General features: G+C 31.0%; 18 protein-coding genes. 15 read left to right on the top strand and 3 right to left on the bottom strand.

Going from position 1 to position 16,132, the window contains the following annotated elements:
• Window positions 1-39: 39 nt before the first annotated feature.
• From BTO06_RS00160 to BTO06_RS00140, 6 genes are all read left to right on the top strand, one after another.
• A complete protein-coding gene (locus BTO06_RS00160; protein ID WP_100923372.1) occupies window positions 40-1,539 on the top strand; it encodes a TlpA family protein disulfide reductase in 1,500 nt (499 codons plus the stop codon).
• A 4-nt stretch (window positions 1,540-1,543) separates the two neighbouring features.
• The gene (locus tag BTO06_RS00155) at window positions 1,544-3,730 is read left to right on the top strand and encodes a peptidase domain-containing ABC transporter (RefSeq protein ID WP_100923371.1); all 2,187 of its coding nucleotides are present in this window, start codon (window positions 1,544-1,546) and stop codon (window positions 3,728-3,730) included.
• Between the two features lie 79 nt (window positions 3,731-3,809).
• The gene (locus BTO06_RS18275) at window positions 3,810-4,022 is read left to right on the top strand and encodes a hypothetical protein (RefSeq protein ID WP_157811665.1); all 213 of its coding nucleotides are present in this window, start codon (window positions 3,810-3,812) and stop codon (window positions 4,020-4,022) included.
• 10 nt (window positions 4,023-4,032) lie between these two features.
• Window positions 4,033-4,257: a hypothetical protein gene (locus tag BTO06_RS00150; RefSeq protein WP_157811664.1), complete on the top strand. Its 225-nt coding sequence runs from the start codon at window positions 4,033-4,035 to the stop codon at window positions 4,255-4,257.
• 255 nt (window positions 4,258-4,512) lie between these two features.
• The gene (locus BTO06_RS00145) at window positions 4,513-4,740 is read left to right on the top strand and encodes a hypothetical protein (RefSeq protein ID WP_100923369.1); all 228 of its coding nucleotides are present in this window, start codon (window positions 4,513-4,515) and stop codon (window positions 4,738-4,740) included.
• Window positions 4,741-4,974: 234 nt separating this feature from the next.
• Window positions 4,975-6,264 carry an HlyD family secretion protein gene (locus tag BTO06_RS00140; RefSeq protein ID WP_100923368.1) on the top strand — a complete coding sequence of 430 codons (1,290 nt, stop codon included), beginning with the start codon at window positions 4,975-4,977 and terminating at the stop codon, window positions 6,262-6,264.
• A gap of 318 nt (window positions 6,265-6,582) precedes the next feature.
• On the opposite strand, the gene BTO06_RS00135 is transcribed toward BTO06_RS00140, so the two are convergent.
• Window positions 6,583-7,173: a riboflavin synthase gene (locus BTO06_RS00135; protein ID WP_100923367.1), complete on the bottom strand. Its 591-nt coding sequence runs from the start codon at window positions 7,171-7,173 to the stop codon at window positions 6,583-6,585.
• Between the two features lie 54 nt (window positions 7,174-7,227).
• Here BTO06_RS00135 and pdxA point away from each other — a divergent pair, with 54 nt between their 5' ends.
• The 9 genes from pdxA (at window position 7,228) to BTO06_RS00090 (ending at window position 14,372) form a co-directional block, all read left to right on the top strand.
• The gene (gene pdxA / locus BTO06_RS00130; RefSeq protein WP_100923366.1) at window positions 7,228-8,262 is read left to right on the top strand and encodes a 4-hydroxythreonine-4-phosphate dehydrogenase PdxA; all 1,035 of its coding nucleotides are present in this window, start codon (window positions 7,228-7,230) and stop codon (window positions 8,260-8,262) included.
• Between the two features lie 63 nt (window positions 8,263-8,325).
• Window positions 8,326-8,868 (top strand): YceD family protein, encoded by a 543-nt coding sequence (locus tag BTO06_RS00125; RefSeq protein ID WP_100923365.1) that lies wholly within the window; start codon window positions 8,326-8,328, stop codon window positions 8,866-8,868.
• Between the two features lies 1 nt (window position 8,869).
• Window positions 8,870-9,064 carry a 50S ribosomal protein L32 gene (gene rpmF / locus BTO06_RS00120; RefSeq protein ID WP_100923364.1) on the top strand — a complete coding sequence of 65 codons (195 nt, stop codon included), beginning with the start codon at window positions 8,870-8,872 and terminating at the stop codon, window positions 9,062-9,064.
• A 131-nt stretch (window positions 9,065-9,195) separates the two neighbouring features.
• Entirely contained in the window at window positions 9,196-10,191 is a 996-nt protein-coding gene (locus tag BTO06_RS00115) for a beta-ketoacyl-ACP synthase III (protein WP_100923363.1), read from the top strand.
• Between the two features lie 23 nt (window positions 10,192-10,214).
• Window positions 10,215-10,700, top strand: coding sequence for an acetyl-CoA carboxylase biotin carboxyl carrier protein (accB, locus tag BTO06_RS00110; RefSeq protein ID WP_100923362.1), 486 nt, complete (start codon window positions 10,215-10,217; stop codon window positions 10,698-10,700).
• Between the two features lie 47 nt (window positions 10,701-10,747).
• Complete coding sequence (accC, locus tag BTO06_RS00105) at window positions 10,748-12,085, top strand: acetyl-CoA carboxylase biotin carboxylase subunit (protein ID WP_100923361.1); 1,338 nt, start codon at window positions 10,748-10,750, stop codon at window positions 12,083-12,085.
• A gap of 70 nt (window positions 12,086-12,155) precedes the next feature.
• On the top strand, window positions 12,156-13,397 hold the full coding sequence (locus tag BTO06_RS00100; RefSeq protein WP_100923360.1) for a 3-deoxy-D-manno-octulosonic acid transferase: 1,242 nt from the start codon (window positions 12,156-12,158) through the stop codon (window positions 13,395-13,397).
• Entirely contained in the window at window positions 13,397-13,957 is a 561-nt protein-coding gene (locus tag BTO06_RS00095; RefSeq protein ID WP_100923359.1) for a YeeE/YedE family protein, read from the top strand. Before BTO06_RS00100 ends, BTO06_RS00095 begins: the two co-directional genes overlap by 1 nt.
• Before the next feature lies 1 nt (window position 13,958).
• Window positions 13,959-14,372 carry a DUF6691 family protein gene (locus BTO06_RS00090; protein WP_100923358.1) on the top strand — a complete coding sequence of 138 codons (414 nt, stop codon included), beginning with the start codon at window positions 13,959-13,961 and terminating at the stop codon, window positions 14,370-14,372.
• A 367-nt stretch (window positions 14,373-14,739) separates the two neighbouring features.
• Here the strand turns inward: BTO06_RS00090 and BTO06_RS00085 are convergent, their stop codons facing one another.
• Together BTO06_RS00085 and BTO06_RS00080 are read right to left on the bottom strand one after the other, a co-directional pair.
• Window positions 14,740-15,345 (bottom strand): DUF4230 domain-containing protein, encoded by a 606-nt coding sequence (locus BTO06_RS00085; protein WP_100923357.1) that lies wholly within the window; start codon window positions 15,343-15,345, stop codon window positions 14,740-14,742.
• Window positions 15,346-15,390: 45 nt separating this feature from the next.
• Window positions 15,391-15,978: a lipoprotein signal peptidase gene (locus tag BTO06_RS00080; protein ID WP_100923356.1), complete on the bottom strand. Its 588-nt coding sequence runs from the start codon at window positions 15,976-15,978 to the stop codon at window positions 15,391-15,393.
• Window positions 15,979-16,132: the final 154 nt, after the last annotated feature.

The raw sequence follows: 16,132 nt of genomic DNA, 5'->3' as shown, positions 1-16,132 counted from the left end.
TTTTTATAAAAACAGGCTTTATTTAATTTAATCAACCAAATGAGAGTTTTTATAATAATAATTGTATGTGTTTTTCTTTCGTGTAAGAATGAAAAAAAAGAAGTTGTAGCTAAAATTGATACTGTTCCTATCAAGATAGAAACCAGTAGCAAAGGATTTGCTAAAATCATTATAGTTAATGAATCAAAAGGAAATCCAATAAGTATATCTCGAACAAAGAATTACTATAACGCAAATCAAAATTTAGACAGAATACTTTCAAAAAAGGCAAATGATACAATTTCGTTATTAATTAACAGAAAAGAAAAAATTGGGGTTACTACAAAAAACCACATCAAAAAAGAAACTATTTTAAAGCCTGATGATGTAATTAAAATTAATATAAATGATAATAATTTATCGATTAATTCAAACTGTAAACCACCAAAAATCTATAGTAGTTTAGAATTAAAAACATTAAGAAAGAGCTTTTATGAGATTGATTCATCAAGACCTTTTAAACCTCATTCAACAAAATACGAAAAGAAGGCTGTTATTTATCCTCTAAATATTAATTACAGTAATTTTAAAAGTAAAGAAGACGAATTATTTACATTTATTGATCTTTTAATCAAAGAGACAAATGAAAATAAAGCTTCTTTATCTAAAACTACAACAAAAAATAATTGTAACAACCAATACTCTGAAGAACTAGATCTTAACTTAGTTAAAGAACTAGGACTGCTCTACTCGTGCTCTAAAAATGAAAAACTTGAAAGTATAATCACAGATTACTTCTCGAACCTAAAATTAGATGACATTAATCTCTATGAAAAAACTAATATTTTTATTAAAAGAGTAATTTTAAAAAACGAAAAAATTAAGGAAAAGTTTAAGCTAAAAGTAAACTATGGAAAAGCATTTGATCTTTCCTCAAATTACACAACATTTAAACCCGAAATTCAAGCATATTTAAAACTTGTTTGTATCAACCAAATGATGGTGCAAAAAGATAATAAAGGATCTGTTTTGGCTACTATCAACAAATTTGAAAAACAATATCCTAATAGTTTTTTGACTCCTCAAATACAAAACTACAAATCACAACTACAAAGAAATACAGATATGCATCCTGAAGGAGTTTTGCTTGTGAATCATAATAGCAAGCAGACAACGCTTGATAAGTATTTAAAAAATAACTTAGGGAAAGTAGTTTATATTGATTTATGGGCAAGTTGGTGTTTACCTTGCAGACACAAAATGGGTGACCTAAAAAAACTAAAAGAACATTATGCAGACAAAAATGTAGCTTTCGCCTATTTATCTATTGATGAATATGAAAAAGATTGGCAGCAAGCTTCAATTGAAGAAGAAATAAACACAAATAGAAACAGTTTTTTAATTCAAAATTTTAAATCTTCTAAATTTCTGAAAAGTTTAAAAATACACTCAATTCCACGATATCTATTACTGGATCGTAACGGTGAGATAATTGATGAAAATGCTCCAGGACCAGATGCCAAGGAATTAAAAGAATTAATTAATAAAAACCTACTCTAATAATTTGAGAAAATTTCCACATTACAAACAAACAGAAGCTAAGGATTGTGGTCCTACTTGTATAAAAATAATTGCGAAACATTATGGAAAAACCATAAACACTCAGCAATTAAGGAATTTAAGTGAAACCACAAGAGAAGGAAGTAGTTTGTTAGGCTTAAGTGAAGCAGTTGAATCAATTGGTTTTAAGTCTTTAGGTATTAAATTGGCTTTTGAAAAATTTATCGAAGCTCCCTTGCCGTGTATTGTTCATTGGAATAAAAATCATTATGTTGTTGTTTATAAAATTAAAAAAGATACTGTATACGTTTCAGACCCTGCTCATGGTTTAATAACTTTTACCAAAAAGGAATTTATTAAAAATTGGATTGGGAATAATGCAGATGAATCAACTGAAGAAGGAATTGCATTATTAATTGAACCGACTCCAAAATTTTATTCAGAAGAGTTTGAAGAAGATGAAAAGTTTGGCTTCTCATTTATATTTAAATACGTCTTCAAATACAAGAAGTTTATAGTTCAATTAATTATTGGTCTTCTAGCTGGAAGTGTATTACAACTAATATTACCATTTTTAACACAAAGTGTAGTTGATGTTGGTATTGAAAATCAAGATTTGAATTTTGTATACCTCATCTTATTTGCTCAGCTCTTTTTATTCCTCGGAAAAGCATCACTAGAAATTATAAGAAGTTGGATTTTACTACATTTAAGCACAAGAATCAATATTTCTTTAATTTCTGATTTTTTTATCAAATTAATGAAATTACCTATTTCTTATTTCGATGTGAGAATGACGGGGGATTTGTTACAAAGAATTAACGATCATAAAAGAATAGAAAGAATACTTACAACTTCCTCACTTACAGTATTATTCTCTTTTGTCAATTTAATTATTTTTAGTCTTGTTTTAAGTTTTTATAGTTTTCAGATTTTTGGTGTTTTTGTTTTAGGAAGTGTTCTTTATTTCTCGTGGGTGTTGTTTTTCTTCAAGAAAAGAAAGGAACTTGATTACAAGAGATTCTCAGAAGTAAGTCAAGAACAAAGTAAAGTTATTGAACTTATAAACGGGATGCAAGAAATTAAACTTCACAATGCTGAAAGAAGAATGCGTTGGAATTGGGAATATGTTCAAGCTCGTTTGTTTAAAGTTGCTACTAAAAGTTTAGCTCTTGAACAAACTCAAAGCGTTGGTTCAAACTTAATAAATGAACTTAAAAACATGTTCATTACAATTCTTTCTGCAAAACTTGTAATTGATGGAGATATTACACTCGGTATGATGATGGCGATTAGTTATATAGTAGGTCAGTTAAACGGACCAATAACCCAACTTATCAATTTTCTGAGAGATTTACAAGATGCTCAAATATCTTTAGATCGTTTAGGTGAAATACATAACATGGAAGACGAAGAAAGCCCAAATGATGAAAGAGTAACCAACATACCAACAAACCACCCAATTGAATTAAATAATATTTCATTTAGATATACTGGAGGACTTGATCCTGTTATCAAAAATTTAACCTTAGAAATTCCTGCAAATAAAACCACAGCAATTGTAGGTGTAAGTGGGAGTGGTAAAACTACTATCATGAAATTATTACTTGGTTTTTATCAAGTAGATGAAGGAGAAATAACAGTCGGAAACTTCAACTTTAAAAGTTTATCACAAAAAGAATGGAGAAGAAATTGCGGAGTAGTAATGCAAGAGGGATATATCTTTAACGATACCATTGCTAAAAACATTGCTGTTGGTGAAGATTTTGTAGATAAGGAGAAGCTAGCTCATGCGATTGACGTAGCAAATATTTCAGATTATATTGATGGGCTTCCTTTAGGGTTTAACACAAAGATTGGGAGTGAAGGAAGTGGATTAAGTACTGGACAAAAACAACGTATGTTAATTGCTCGATCTGTTTATAAGAATCCGAAATTCTTATTCTTTGATGAGGCCACCTCTGCACTTGACGCCAATAACGAAAAAGTAATCATGGAAAAACTAAATACTTTTTTTGCAGATAAAACTGCTGTGGTAATTGCACATAGATTGAGTACAGTGAAAAATGCTCATCAAATAGTTGTTTTAGATAAAGGAAAAATTATAGAAAAAGGAAATCACCAAGAACTTATTAAATTAAAAGGAAACTATTACGACCTGGTTAAAAACCAATTGGAACTAGGTAGTTAAAAATATTCTTTCGCGAAGATAGACACATCCCTTGAGTGTCTCTAAATGTTCAGGGATTTAATTAATTTAAATCTAAAAGATGATGAAAAAATCAATCTTAAACTTAGGAAACAGCTTAAATAAGGCTGACCAAAAGCAAATTATTGGAGGTTTTAGACCCGTAAAATTTCGTTGCCTAGTGAATTATGGCGACCCTAGATGTTGTACACCAGCCGAGTGTGGAGAAACGGGTGGTATTTGGCATCCTGGAGCTAATGGTTATGGAACTTCACAAAATTGCGCATGCTTTTAATTTTAACACTATGAAAAAATCAATCTTAAATATTGGTAAGGCTTTAAATAAAGCCGACCAAAGAAGTATAAAAGGTGGTCGAGTATTTAGAGGACCTTGTTTTGAATGGTGTGCTGACCCATATATACAGCAACTATATTGGAAGCCTTTGAATTGCAGTTGTAACACCGGTGGATCTGGTGGCGGAAATAATAATCCTCCAGGAGGTGGAGGTGATTCTGGTGGACCTGTTTAATAGTTAAAGTTTAATACGGAAAGTGTAATAACTTTCTTAAAGCATTATTAAAATGAAAAAATCAATTTTAAAAATAGGGACTATTTTAAATAAGGAACAACAAAAAACACTTAAAGGAGGATTTATACCATCTCTTTACCAATTTTGTTGTACCAGAACACAAGGATTTTGGATCAGTCAATATCCATTTTTAGGAAATGATCCCTATTACACTTGTACAAGTGGTATATGTAATAATCGAAACACATTCTAATTATGAAAAAATCAATTTTAAAAATAGGAACTGTCTTGAACAGAACAAATCAAAAGTTAATACATGGTGGGTTAAGAAGTGTTGGTATTTCAGATGGAGAATGCAATCAATTTGTTCAATCTCAAATTCCATGTTCCCCAACAAGTGACACATGTGAATTAGATGCTGTATGTAATTACAGCACTGGAAGATGTGAATGTGATGACCCAACATTTGGTGGATTAGGATAATCCTTCGATTTAATGAATACTAATTTTAGCATTTGAAATGAATATAACACGAATTAACAACTATCATATCTCAAATTGTAGTTCAATAAAAAATACTAGTCACTTATTGGTAACAACTACAAAAGACTTGATTGATAATTCTTTTAAAGGAGTTTCAAAAACTAATATTAATTTTTTACATTACTTTTTAAGAGAGAGGTAACTATATCTCTCTCTTTTATACTTTTTAGCATAATGCCGCAAGATATTCAAGATATAGAAATTAGAAGTGAAGAGGTACAAGAAATATTAACTAAAGTACCTAATTGGATGATTCGATATGGAAACACATTAGTTTTTGTATTGATTCTAATGCTGTTATTTATTTCATGGTTTATAAAATATCCTGATGTAATAACATCACAGGTTATGGTCACTACTTCTACTCCACCTGAAAAATTATTTGCTAAATCTACAGGTCAATTTGAAGTGTTTTTAACTACCGAAGGAGCAGATGTAAAGGCAAACGATGTATTAGCAGTAATTGAAAATACGGCCTCCTATAAAGACGTTTTATTACTTAAAAGTATTGTAGACACTATTCAGAACTACGACAAAGATTTCTCATTTCCAATTGACGATTTACCTCCATTAATTTTAGGAGATATTATATCTAGTTTTTCACAATTTGAAAATGATTATTCAGAATATATTTTAAATAAAAAACTTACTCCATTTAAATCTGAATCGTTTGCAAATAAAATGTCGGTAATTGAAGTTAAAAGAAGATTACAAATTGCACTATCGCAAAGAAATTTGAGCGAAAAAGAATTAGAAATTAAAAAATCAGACCTTGAGAGGAGTAGGAAAATGTTTGAACAAGGTGTAATTTCCGCTAAAGAAAAAGAACAACGCGAAGTTGCTTTTTTACAATCAAAAAGAAATAACCAAAATAATGAAACAACAATTTCTCAATTACGAGAATTAATCAATAACTCTAACAAAAATTTAGAAGGAACATCTATCAAAAAAACTCAAAATGATATTCGTTTAAGAAAGAAAGCTCTTCAATCCTTCTTCTACTTAAAAAAAGCAATCAAAGATTGGGAAAAGCTTTACGCTTTAACTTCTTCTATAGATGGAAAAGTGTCTTTCCTATCATTTTGGAATAAGAATCAGAATGTAAATACTGGTGATTTGATATTTACAATTATACCAGAAACTAATGAAAACTTCATTGGAAAAATAAAAGCTCCAGTAGCGAACTCTGGTAAGATTAAAACTGGACAAAAAGTTCAAATAAAATTACTCAATTATCCTGCTGATGAATTTGGAAAGTTAAATGGAACTGTAAAATACATTTCCCCTATTGCTGACCAAGAAGGCAACTATTTAGTAGATGTTGCTTTACAAAAGGAACTTAAAACAACCTACGACAAAAACATTGAATTCAAACAAGAAATGACTGGAACAGCTGATATTGTAACGGAAGATTTAAGATTAATAGAACGCTTCTTTTATCAGCTTAAAAATGTTTTAAAATAATAATTCATCGAGAATAGATAAATACATCCTCAAATTGTCAGGATGTATTATACAATACGTCAACTTTGAAATATGTAATTTAAGAGTTTGGTAAAACTTTTTAAATGGTTAAACAAGTTATAAAATAAAAGAAGACGCCAGCTGCCTCACCAATACTGTCATCAAATGTTTAGCCCATGGCCTTTAAACTCTAACCATTGACTACCGTTTTTATTAATTCGAACGCACGTATGTTTACAATTAGATGATAATGATATATAAAAAAACAGTTATCCACGACTTGGACAACTGTGATATGTCTTAGAAATAAATCGAAATTTATTCTTTAAAACTTTGTAATCTGGCTACATATTTTCCAATAACATCAAATTCTAAATTTACCTTAGTTCCAACTTTAAAGTTTTTGAAAACAGTATGCTCTAATGTGTAAGGAATAATTGCAACACTAAATTCATTTTCCTTTGAATTTACAACAGTTAAACTCACTCCGTTAACTGTAATTGATCCTTTTTCAATAGTAACATTATTGTTCTTAGAATGATATTCAAAAGTAAAAAGAGTGCTTCCATCTTGATCTTGAATTCCTTTGCAAACGCCAGTTTCATCAACGTGACCTTGAACTATATGGCCATCCAGTCGATCGCCCAATTTCATCGCTCTCTCTAAATTAACCTCTTCTCCAACCGCAATATCTCCCATATTGGACTTATCCATTGTTTCTTTGATGGCAGTAACCACATATTCGTCACCACTAATTTTTACAACAGTTAAACATACTCCATTATGGGCAACACTTTGGTCTATTTTCAGTTCATTTGTAATAGTACTATTAATTGTAAAATGAATATTCTCTAAATCCTTTTCTATATTTGAAACTACACCAATAGTTTCTATGATTCCTGTAAACATTGTATTAATTTAATTACTTTTGTTTACATCAAAAATACGACATCAAAAGTCTATATGGAAAAAACTGATAAAATTATTGTAGGAATTTCATTAGGGGACGCAAATGGAATTGGTATCGAAATTGTTTTAAAAACATTTCAAGACAAAAGAATGTTTGATTTTTGTACGCCAGTTTTATTTGGTTCGAATAAAGTAGTCTCTTTCCATAAAAAAGCATTGAACTTAAATAGTAGTGTTCATGGTATCCACTCTTTAGATAAAATAGTTCATGGAAAATTGAACTTGATTAATATTAGTAAGGAGGAATTTAAAATTGATTTAGGTAAAACTACTCCTGACGGAGGGAAATTTGCCTTAAAATCATTAACCAGTGCAATGGATGCCTTGCAAAACAATGCTATTGATCTACTATTAACTGCTCCTATTAATAAAGATAATATTCAATCAAAAGAATTTGACTTTCCCGGACACACAGAATATCTAGAAGATAATCTAGAAGGTAAAAGTTTAATGATATTAATGACTGAAGATTTACGTATCGGTTTAATAACAGGTCATATTCCTGTTGCTAATATTGCTGAAACTATCACTCCGGAGTTAATAACAGAAAAAGTTAACATTATGGAACACGCATTAAAACAAGATTTCAATATTAGCAAACCTAAAATTGCAGTTTTAGGATTAAATCCACATTGCGGAGACAAAGGAGTTATAGGAAAAGAAGATGATGAGATAATTAGACCAACAATTCAAAAAATTAAGGAAACAGGAAAATTAGTTTTCGGACCTTATGCTGCTGATGGATTCTTTGGATCCAAAACATATAAGCAATTTGACGGGGTATTAGCAATGTATCACGACCAAGGTTTAGCTCCTTTTAAAGCATTGTCTTTCGGAAATGGGGTTAATTTTACAGCCGGACTCAGTAAAATAAGAACATCTCCAGACCATGGTACGGGATTTGAAATAGCTGGAAAAAATAAAGCAAATACTACTTCCTTCGAAGAAGCTTTATTTACTTCTTTAAAGATTTTCAGAAACAGAAATGAATACATTGAGTTAGAGAGTAATAGATTACGATCAAAATAATATTTATTTATTCCGTATTACAAAACATTTTATTATATTTGCGCCCTCAATTTGACGTTGTATATGAAAGGATTAAAAGAATATAATATTTCTTTTGTGGGTTTGAAAGAAGGAAGCCACCACTTTCAATATCAAATAGAGAACAAGTTCTTTGAAGAATTTCAGTATTCAGAATTTAATGAAGTTAACATTAGTGCGGACATTAGCTTTGTTAAAAAGAATACACTACTAGAGTTATTATTCACAATTAACGGAACAATAAATGTACCTTGTGATATAACTAATGAAAATTTCGATCAAGAAATTTCAGGAGATTTTTCTTTAGTAGTAAAGTTTGGACCAGAATTCAATGATGAAAATGATGAGATTTTAATTATCCCTCATGATGAGTATCAAATTAATGTAGCTCAGTACATCTATGAATTAATCGTTCTTTCAGCACCGTCTAAAAGAATACATCCAGATGTATTAAGTGGAACCATGAAATCTGAAGCTCTAGAGAAGTTAAAAGAATTAGAAATAAATAACGAAAAAACAGTTGAGGAAGAATCAACTGACCCTAGATGGGATAAATTAAAAGATTTACTAACAGGAAAAAACGAGTAAAATGGCACATCCTAAGAGAAAAATATCAAAAACTAGAAGAGATAAAAGAAGAACTCACTATAAAGCTACTATGCCTCAGATAGCTGTTGATCCTACTACTGGTGAAGCTCATTTATACCACAGAGCTCACTGGCACGAGGGTAAATTATATTACAGAGGTCAAGTTGTTATTGATACAACAGAAGCTGAAGTTTAAGACATTTACTGACTATTAAGTTGGGTTATAGAATATTAACGCCGAAAACGAATGTTTTTGGCGTTTTTTTAGTTACAAAGTGAAAAAAAAATCACTACTTTTGGAAACTGAATTTACTATCCGTAATAGATATGAATAAAACAACTGCAGCAATTACAGCAGTAGGAAAGTACGTCCCTGATTATGTTCTAACCAATAAAGAGTTAGAAACGATGGTTGATACAAATGATGAATGGATTACTACTCGAACTGGAATCAAAGAACGACGAATTTTAAAAGAAAAAGGTGAAGGAACTTCGTTTATGGCAATAAAAGCCGCTGAAGATTTAATCCGCAAAGCTAGTATAGATCCATCAGAAATAGATCTAGTTATCGTTGCTACAGCTACACCTGATATGCCAGTTGCTTCAACCGCAGTTTACACTGCAACTAAAATTGGTGCAGTAAACGCATTCGCTTATGATTTACAAGCAGCATGTTCAAGTTTCTTATATGGTATGTCTGTTGCTTCAAGTTATATAGAGTCAGGTAGATATAAAAAAGTGTTATTAATTGGTGCAGATAAAATGTCATCAATTATTGATTATACAGATCGCGCAACATGTATTATTTTTGGAGATGGAGCAGGTGCAGCTTTATTCGAACCAAATGAAGAAGGTTTAGGTTTCCAAGATGAATACTTGAGAAGTGATGGAATTGGTAGAGATTTCTTGAAAATCGAGGCAGGCGGATCTGCCTTACCTCCTTCAGAAAAAACTCTAGCAGAGGGGCGACATTTTGTGCATCAAGAAGGAAGAACAGTTTTTAAATTCGCTGTTTCTAACATGGCTGATGTTTCTGAAAAAATCTTAGAAAAAAATAAACTAACCAAAGACAGTGTAAACTGGTTGGTACCACATCAAGCAAACAAAAGAATTATTGAAGCTACTGCTAACCGCATTGGCTTAGATGAAAGTAAGGTTATGATGAATATTAGCCGATATGGTAATACAACTTCAGCTACTTTACCTCTTTTGTTAGCAGACTATGAAGAAGAATTAAAAAAAGGAGATAATTTAATATTTGCTGCCTTTGGTGGTGGATTCACATGGGGATCTATCTACTTGAAATGGGCATATAATAAATAGACAATCAACTAAAATTATAAACAATGGACATTAAAGAAATCCAAAATCTTATTAAGTTCGTAGCCAAGTCTGGTGCCAGTGAGGTAAAATTAGAGATGGATGATGTAAAGATTACGATTAAAACTGGATCTGACGCTCCAGAAACAAAAATCATTCAAGCTGCAATGCCAGCTGCTCCACAAATGATGGCTGCTCCACAACCAGTTGCAAGTGAACCTGCAACTCCTGCAGCACCTGCAGCTCCAAAAGCTACTGAAGACGAATCAAAATATTTAACTATTAAGTCTCCAATTATCGGAACATTGTACCGTAAACCTTCTCCAGATAAACCTGTATTTGTAGAAGTTGGTTCTGAAATTAAAGCTGGAGATACAGTTTGTATTATTGAAGCAATGAAACTATTTAACGAAATCGAATCTGAGGTTTCTGGTAAGATCGTTAAAGTTTTAGTAGATGATTCATCACCCGTTGAATTTGATCAACCTTTATTCTTAGTTGATCCATCTTAATTTAAGTCTTATAACTCAATCTATTGAGTTTAAAAAACTTATCAATTATGTTTAAAAAGATATTAATTGCCAATAGAGGTGAGATTGCACTACGTGTAATTCGTACCTGTAAAGAAATGGGCATCAAAACTGTAGCGGTATACTCTAAAGCAGATGCTGAAAGTTTACACGTAAGGTTTGCTGATGAGGCTGTATGTATTGGCCCTGCTCCGAGTAACGAGTCTTACTTAAAAATGGACAGAATTATTGCTGCTGCTGAAATCACAAATGCTGATGCCATTCACCCTGGATATGGTTTCCTTTCTGAAAATGCAAAATTTTCTAAGTTGTGTGAGGAGCACGATATTAAATTTATCGGGGCGAGTGAAGAAATGATCTCTAAAATGGGAGATAAAGCAACTGCAAAAGCAACGATGATTGCTGCAGGTGTACCATGTATTCCTGGATCTGAAGGAATTTTAGACTCTTACGAAGAAGCTGAAAAAATTGCTGTAGATATGGGATTTCCTGTAATGCTTAAAGCAACTGCCGGTGGAGGTGGTAAAGGAATGCGTGCTGTTTGGAATAAAGAAGATTTAAAACCAGCATGGGATTCTGCTCGCATGGAAGCAAAAGCTTCTTTTGGAAACGACGGAATGTACATGGAGAAATTAATTGAAGAACCAAGACATATTGAAATTCAAATTGTAGGTGATTCATTTGGTAAGGCGTGTCACTTATCTGAAAGAGATTGTTCGGTTCAGCGTCGTCATCAAAAATTAACGGAAGAAACTCCTTCTCCATTCATGACTGATGAATTAAGACATGCAATGGGGGAAGCTGCAGTTAAAGCTGCGGAATATATTAAGTATGAAGGTGCTGGTACGGTAGAATTTTTAGTTGATAAACACCGTAACTTCTACTTTATGGAAATGAATACTCGTATCCAGGTAGAGCACCCAATTACAGAAGAAGTAGTTGATTATGACTTAATCCGTGAGCAAATTTTAGTAGCTGCTGGCGTACCAATTTCTGGTAAAAACTATACTCCTCAATTACACTCAATTGAATGTAGAATTAACGCTGAAGATCCACATAAAAACTTTAGACCTTCTCCAGGTAAGATAACTTCTTATCACGAACCAGGTGGTCATGGAGTTCGTATTGATACACATTCTTATGCTGGATATACAATTCCTCCAAACTACGATTCAATGATCGCTAAATTAATTGTGACTGCACAAACACGTGAAGAAGCAATTAATAAAATGAAGCGTGCGTTAGATGAGTATATTATTGAAGGAATTAAAACAACAATTCCTTTCCATAGACAATTAATGGATCATCCAGATTATGTAGCAGGTAATTACACTACAAAATTCATGGAAGACTTCGAGATAAAATAAGTTCTAAATATATTTAGTTAAAAATCAGTGACCACGTGGTCACTGATTTTTTATTTGGTAATTTCGTCACATGCTTTTTATTTATAATTTAATTATACGCATCGTTTATTTTTTCATCAAAGTAATAGCTGTTTTTAACGCTAAGCTAGGATTATTTGTAAGTGGTAGAAAAGACACATTTCGTGCTTTAGAAAGCATTAAAACAAACGATAAGGTTTTTTGGATTCATGCTGCTTCTTTAGGTGAATTTGAGCAAGCACGACCAATTATTGAACAGTTAAAAAGTCTCTATTCAGATTATAAAATTGTAGTTACCTTCTTCTCTCCATCTGGATATGAAATTCGTAAAAATTATGATTTAGCTGATGTTGTGTGTTATCTACCTTTTGACACTTCAAAAAATATGAGACGTTTTATTCATCAAGTACACCCTGATTTGGCAATTATAGTCAAGTACGAATTTTGGCCAAATCTGTTAAATGAACTTCGTAAAACAAAGACAAAAACATTATTAGTTTCTGGAATATTCAGAAAAGATCAATTATTTTTTAAATCTTACGGAAAATGGATGCGTAACTTCTTATCTGCCTTCAATCATTTCTTCGTTCAGAATACAAGCTCAATAAAGTTACTGAATCAAATTGACTTCAAAAATGTTACCCTTTCTGGTGATACACGCTTCGACAGAGTGTATAAAATTTTAAATCAGAATAACTCTATCAATTTTATTGAGGAATTTAAAAACAACAAGTATACAGTTGTTGCTGGAAGTACATGGAAGGAAGATGAGGATTTACTTGTAAAATATATAAATGAAGTTGCTACAGATGAAGAAAAATTTATCATTGCACCGCACAAAATAGACCCAGTAAGTATTGAAACTCTAAGAAAATCAATTCTTAAAAAAACAATATTGTATTCTGAAAGAAATAATGTTAACCTGAAAAATTATAATGTATTTATTGTTAATACCATTGGAATATTAACAAAAATCTACTCTTATGCCAACATTGCTTACGTTGGTGGAGGTTTGGCAACAGGATTACATAATATTTTAGAACCAGCTACCTTTGGCATTCCTATAATTTATGGAGATAACAAGTATCAGAAATTTAATGAAGCCCATGAACTGCTCGCATTAGGAGGGAGTAAAACTGTTAAGAATAATAAAGAATTAATTAGTACTTTGGTCGAATTAAAAAACAATATAAGCTTAAGAGTAGCAATGGGAAATATTTGCAAGTCCTACATAAATACTAATATTGGTGCTACTAATACTATTATAGCGTACATAAAACAACATATACAATAATGGAAATACTTTTACAACCTTGGCCTTGGTATGTGTCAGGACCTTTGATATCAATGATTCTCTTTTTATTTTTTTACTTTGGTAAAAGCTTTGGAGTTTCAACTAATTTAGAAACCATTTGTACCATTGCTGGGGCAGATAAATTATCAGATTACTTTAAAAAAGATTGGAGAGAACGCGATTGGAGTTTACTCTTTTTAGTTGGACTTATTATTGGTGGTTTTATTAGTTCTACCTTTTTAACACCTTATGGATTAGATTCTATAAATCCAGAAACTATAAAAGAGTTAGAAACTCTAGGTTTTACATACAATCAAAACTCATATGTACCAGATGAGCTATTTAGTTTAAATACTACTTTAACCATTAAAGGTTTCCTCCTTTTATTATTTGCAGGAATTCTTATTGGTTTTGGTACACGTTATGCTGGTGGATGTACCTCAGGACATGCAATTACTGGTTTAAGTAATTTACAATTACCATCATTAATTGCGGTTATTGGTTTCTTTATTGGTGGTTTGATTATGATTTGGTTAATATTCCCTTTAATTTTTGGCTAAGATGAAGTATGTAAGATTTTTAATTATCGGGATTCTATTTGGAATCATATTATCGAAATCAGAAGCAATTTCATGGTATAGGATTTTTGAAATGTTTAAGTTTCAATCTTTCCATATGTATGGAATTATTGGTTCAGCGGTTTTTATATCCGTAGTGTTAATGTTTCTGTTTAAAAGACAATACATTAAAGATTATTTAGGAAACCCGATTACTCCAAAACCAAAAGACAAACACTACATAAAAGCAATACTTGGAGGAACTATTTTTGGTTTAGGCTGGGCTTTAGCTGGTGCCTGCCCTGCACCAATTTTTGTTTTAATAGGAAATGGAATCTTTTCAATTATAATTGTATTAATTGGAGCCTTATTAGGAGCTCTTATTTATGGTTTGTTAAGTAATAAACTACCAAAATAAAGAGAATTTATTTCATAATGATAGCTATATCAAATTATTAGTTAATTCAAGAACCGCTCTCTTATCATTTATCATAAAAATTTATTCAGAAAGAGAGTTTAAGCCTGAAATGAATCGTTACATCTTTAATGATTAATTCACATGAATCATTATTGATAAAATTAAATCATAAATAATCTTTTACCATCTACTTAACTTAATGATACTATTTTTTTAATATCTTCTAATATAAATAGCATTTATTAGCCTTTTAAAAAACCGATTAACATATATTGACTAATTGAAAAAATTATATGCATTAATAAATGATCATGTAAATAGAGAGTAAATTTATAAGCAATTAATCTATTTGTAATCTGTTATTCTATTAATCTTTGATGAGCATTATCTTATCTAAATCAATAGAATTGGTATTATCTACAACCTTCCAACGATAAATTTTGGATAACTGATAAATTTTGGATAACTCTTCAAATAAACGTCTTTTAGCTTCTTTCTTTTGATTTGTTAATTCTATGGTTTCTTTTAACCTTTCAATAGCTTTAGAATTGACTGTATTGAGTTCCTCCTTTGAAAATGTATTGAATTGACTCTGTTTTAGGTCGAAATATTTGACCTCAGGAGAAATAACAACTTCTTGTTCAGGAATTTTATTAATGATAATTTCTCTATTTAGACTATCAATTTGAATATCTATTTGAGACAAATCATAACCCACTTCAACCTTCGCATTTACAGACACAATGGCTTTTTTCTGAAACTGTAAATAATCGAAAAAGTACTTTTTAGTATCGCCGGAACTATACATTTCAGAATAGTTACCTTGTGAAACGACCAACTTGCTTAGATTCTTAATTTCATTAACCATTACCTTCACTTCTTCAGCTTGATAAACTGGCTTTTGCCTATCATACCAGAGTTTAGCAAGTAAAAACCCCAATAAAAACACCGCAAGATATTTTAAAAAACGCATGATTTTTTATTTGAAAGGTACTAAAAAAAGAAATTGAAAAGAGTATTATGCTTCCTCTTTCTTTGGAAATGCATGTTTATGCAGAATAAATAACAATACTACTCCGATACTAATCCAACTATCGGCTCCATTAAAAATCGCATTGAAAAACGTAAAACTTTCGCCTTGATACATTGGGAAATATAACATATCAACTACTTTACCAAAAAAGAAGTCCTCATAACCTTGTTCAGGGAACATAGTTGCTATTGCCCCTCCACTTTTCGATTCTGAAAAAATAACACCGTAGAAGACCGAGTCAATTATATTACCAATTGCACCAGCAAGGATTAATGAAATTGCAATTATTACTCCGTTATGGAATTTGTTCTTAATAGTATCTCGCAACCAGTAAATAATTGCTCCAACAGCAACAATTCTAAATAATGTCAAGAACAACTTTCCTGCTTTACCACCGAACTCAAGGCCCCAAGCCATTCCATTATTTTCTGTGAAATGAATTCGAAACCAATCCAAACCTAGTACTTTTATTTCCTCCCCTAAATAAAAGTGAGTCTTTATATATATTTTAGTGATTTGATCAATTAAAATTGCTAGTATAACGGTAAGAATTGCAATAGATTTCTTTGACATTTTTTAAATTTAATAGGAACAAAAGTAAGAATATTCTATTGAATTAGAAATGCTTTCTAATTACTGTTGTAAAAATATATTTCGGAAAGAATATTGGTTTACTAAGAAAGATATTTAAGGCTACTTCTCTATTTATTTTTAGCTTTATTTTATT

The sequence above is a fragment of the Tenacibaculum sp. SZ-18 genome (assembly GCF_002813915.1).
Taxonomy (GTDB): domain Bacteria; phylum Bacteroidota; class Bacteroidia; order Flavobacteriales; family Flavobacteriaceae; genus Polaribacter.
The sequence above is the reverse complement of the archived record's forward strand: the minus strand, read 5'-3'. Positions and strand labels throughout refer to the sequence as shown.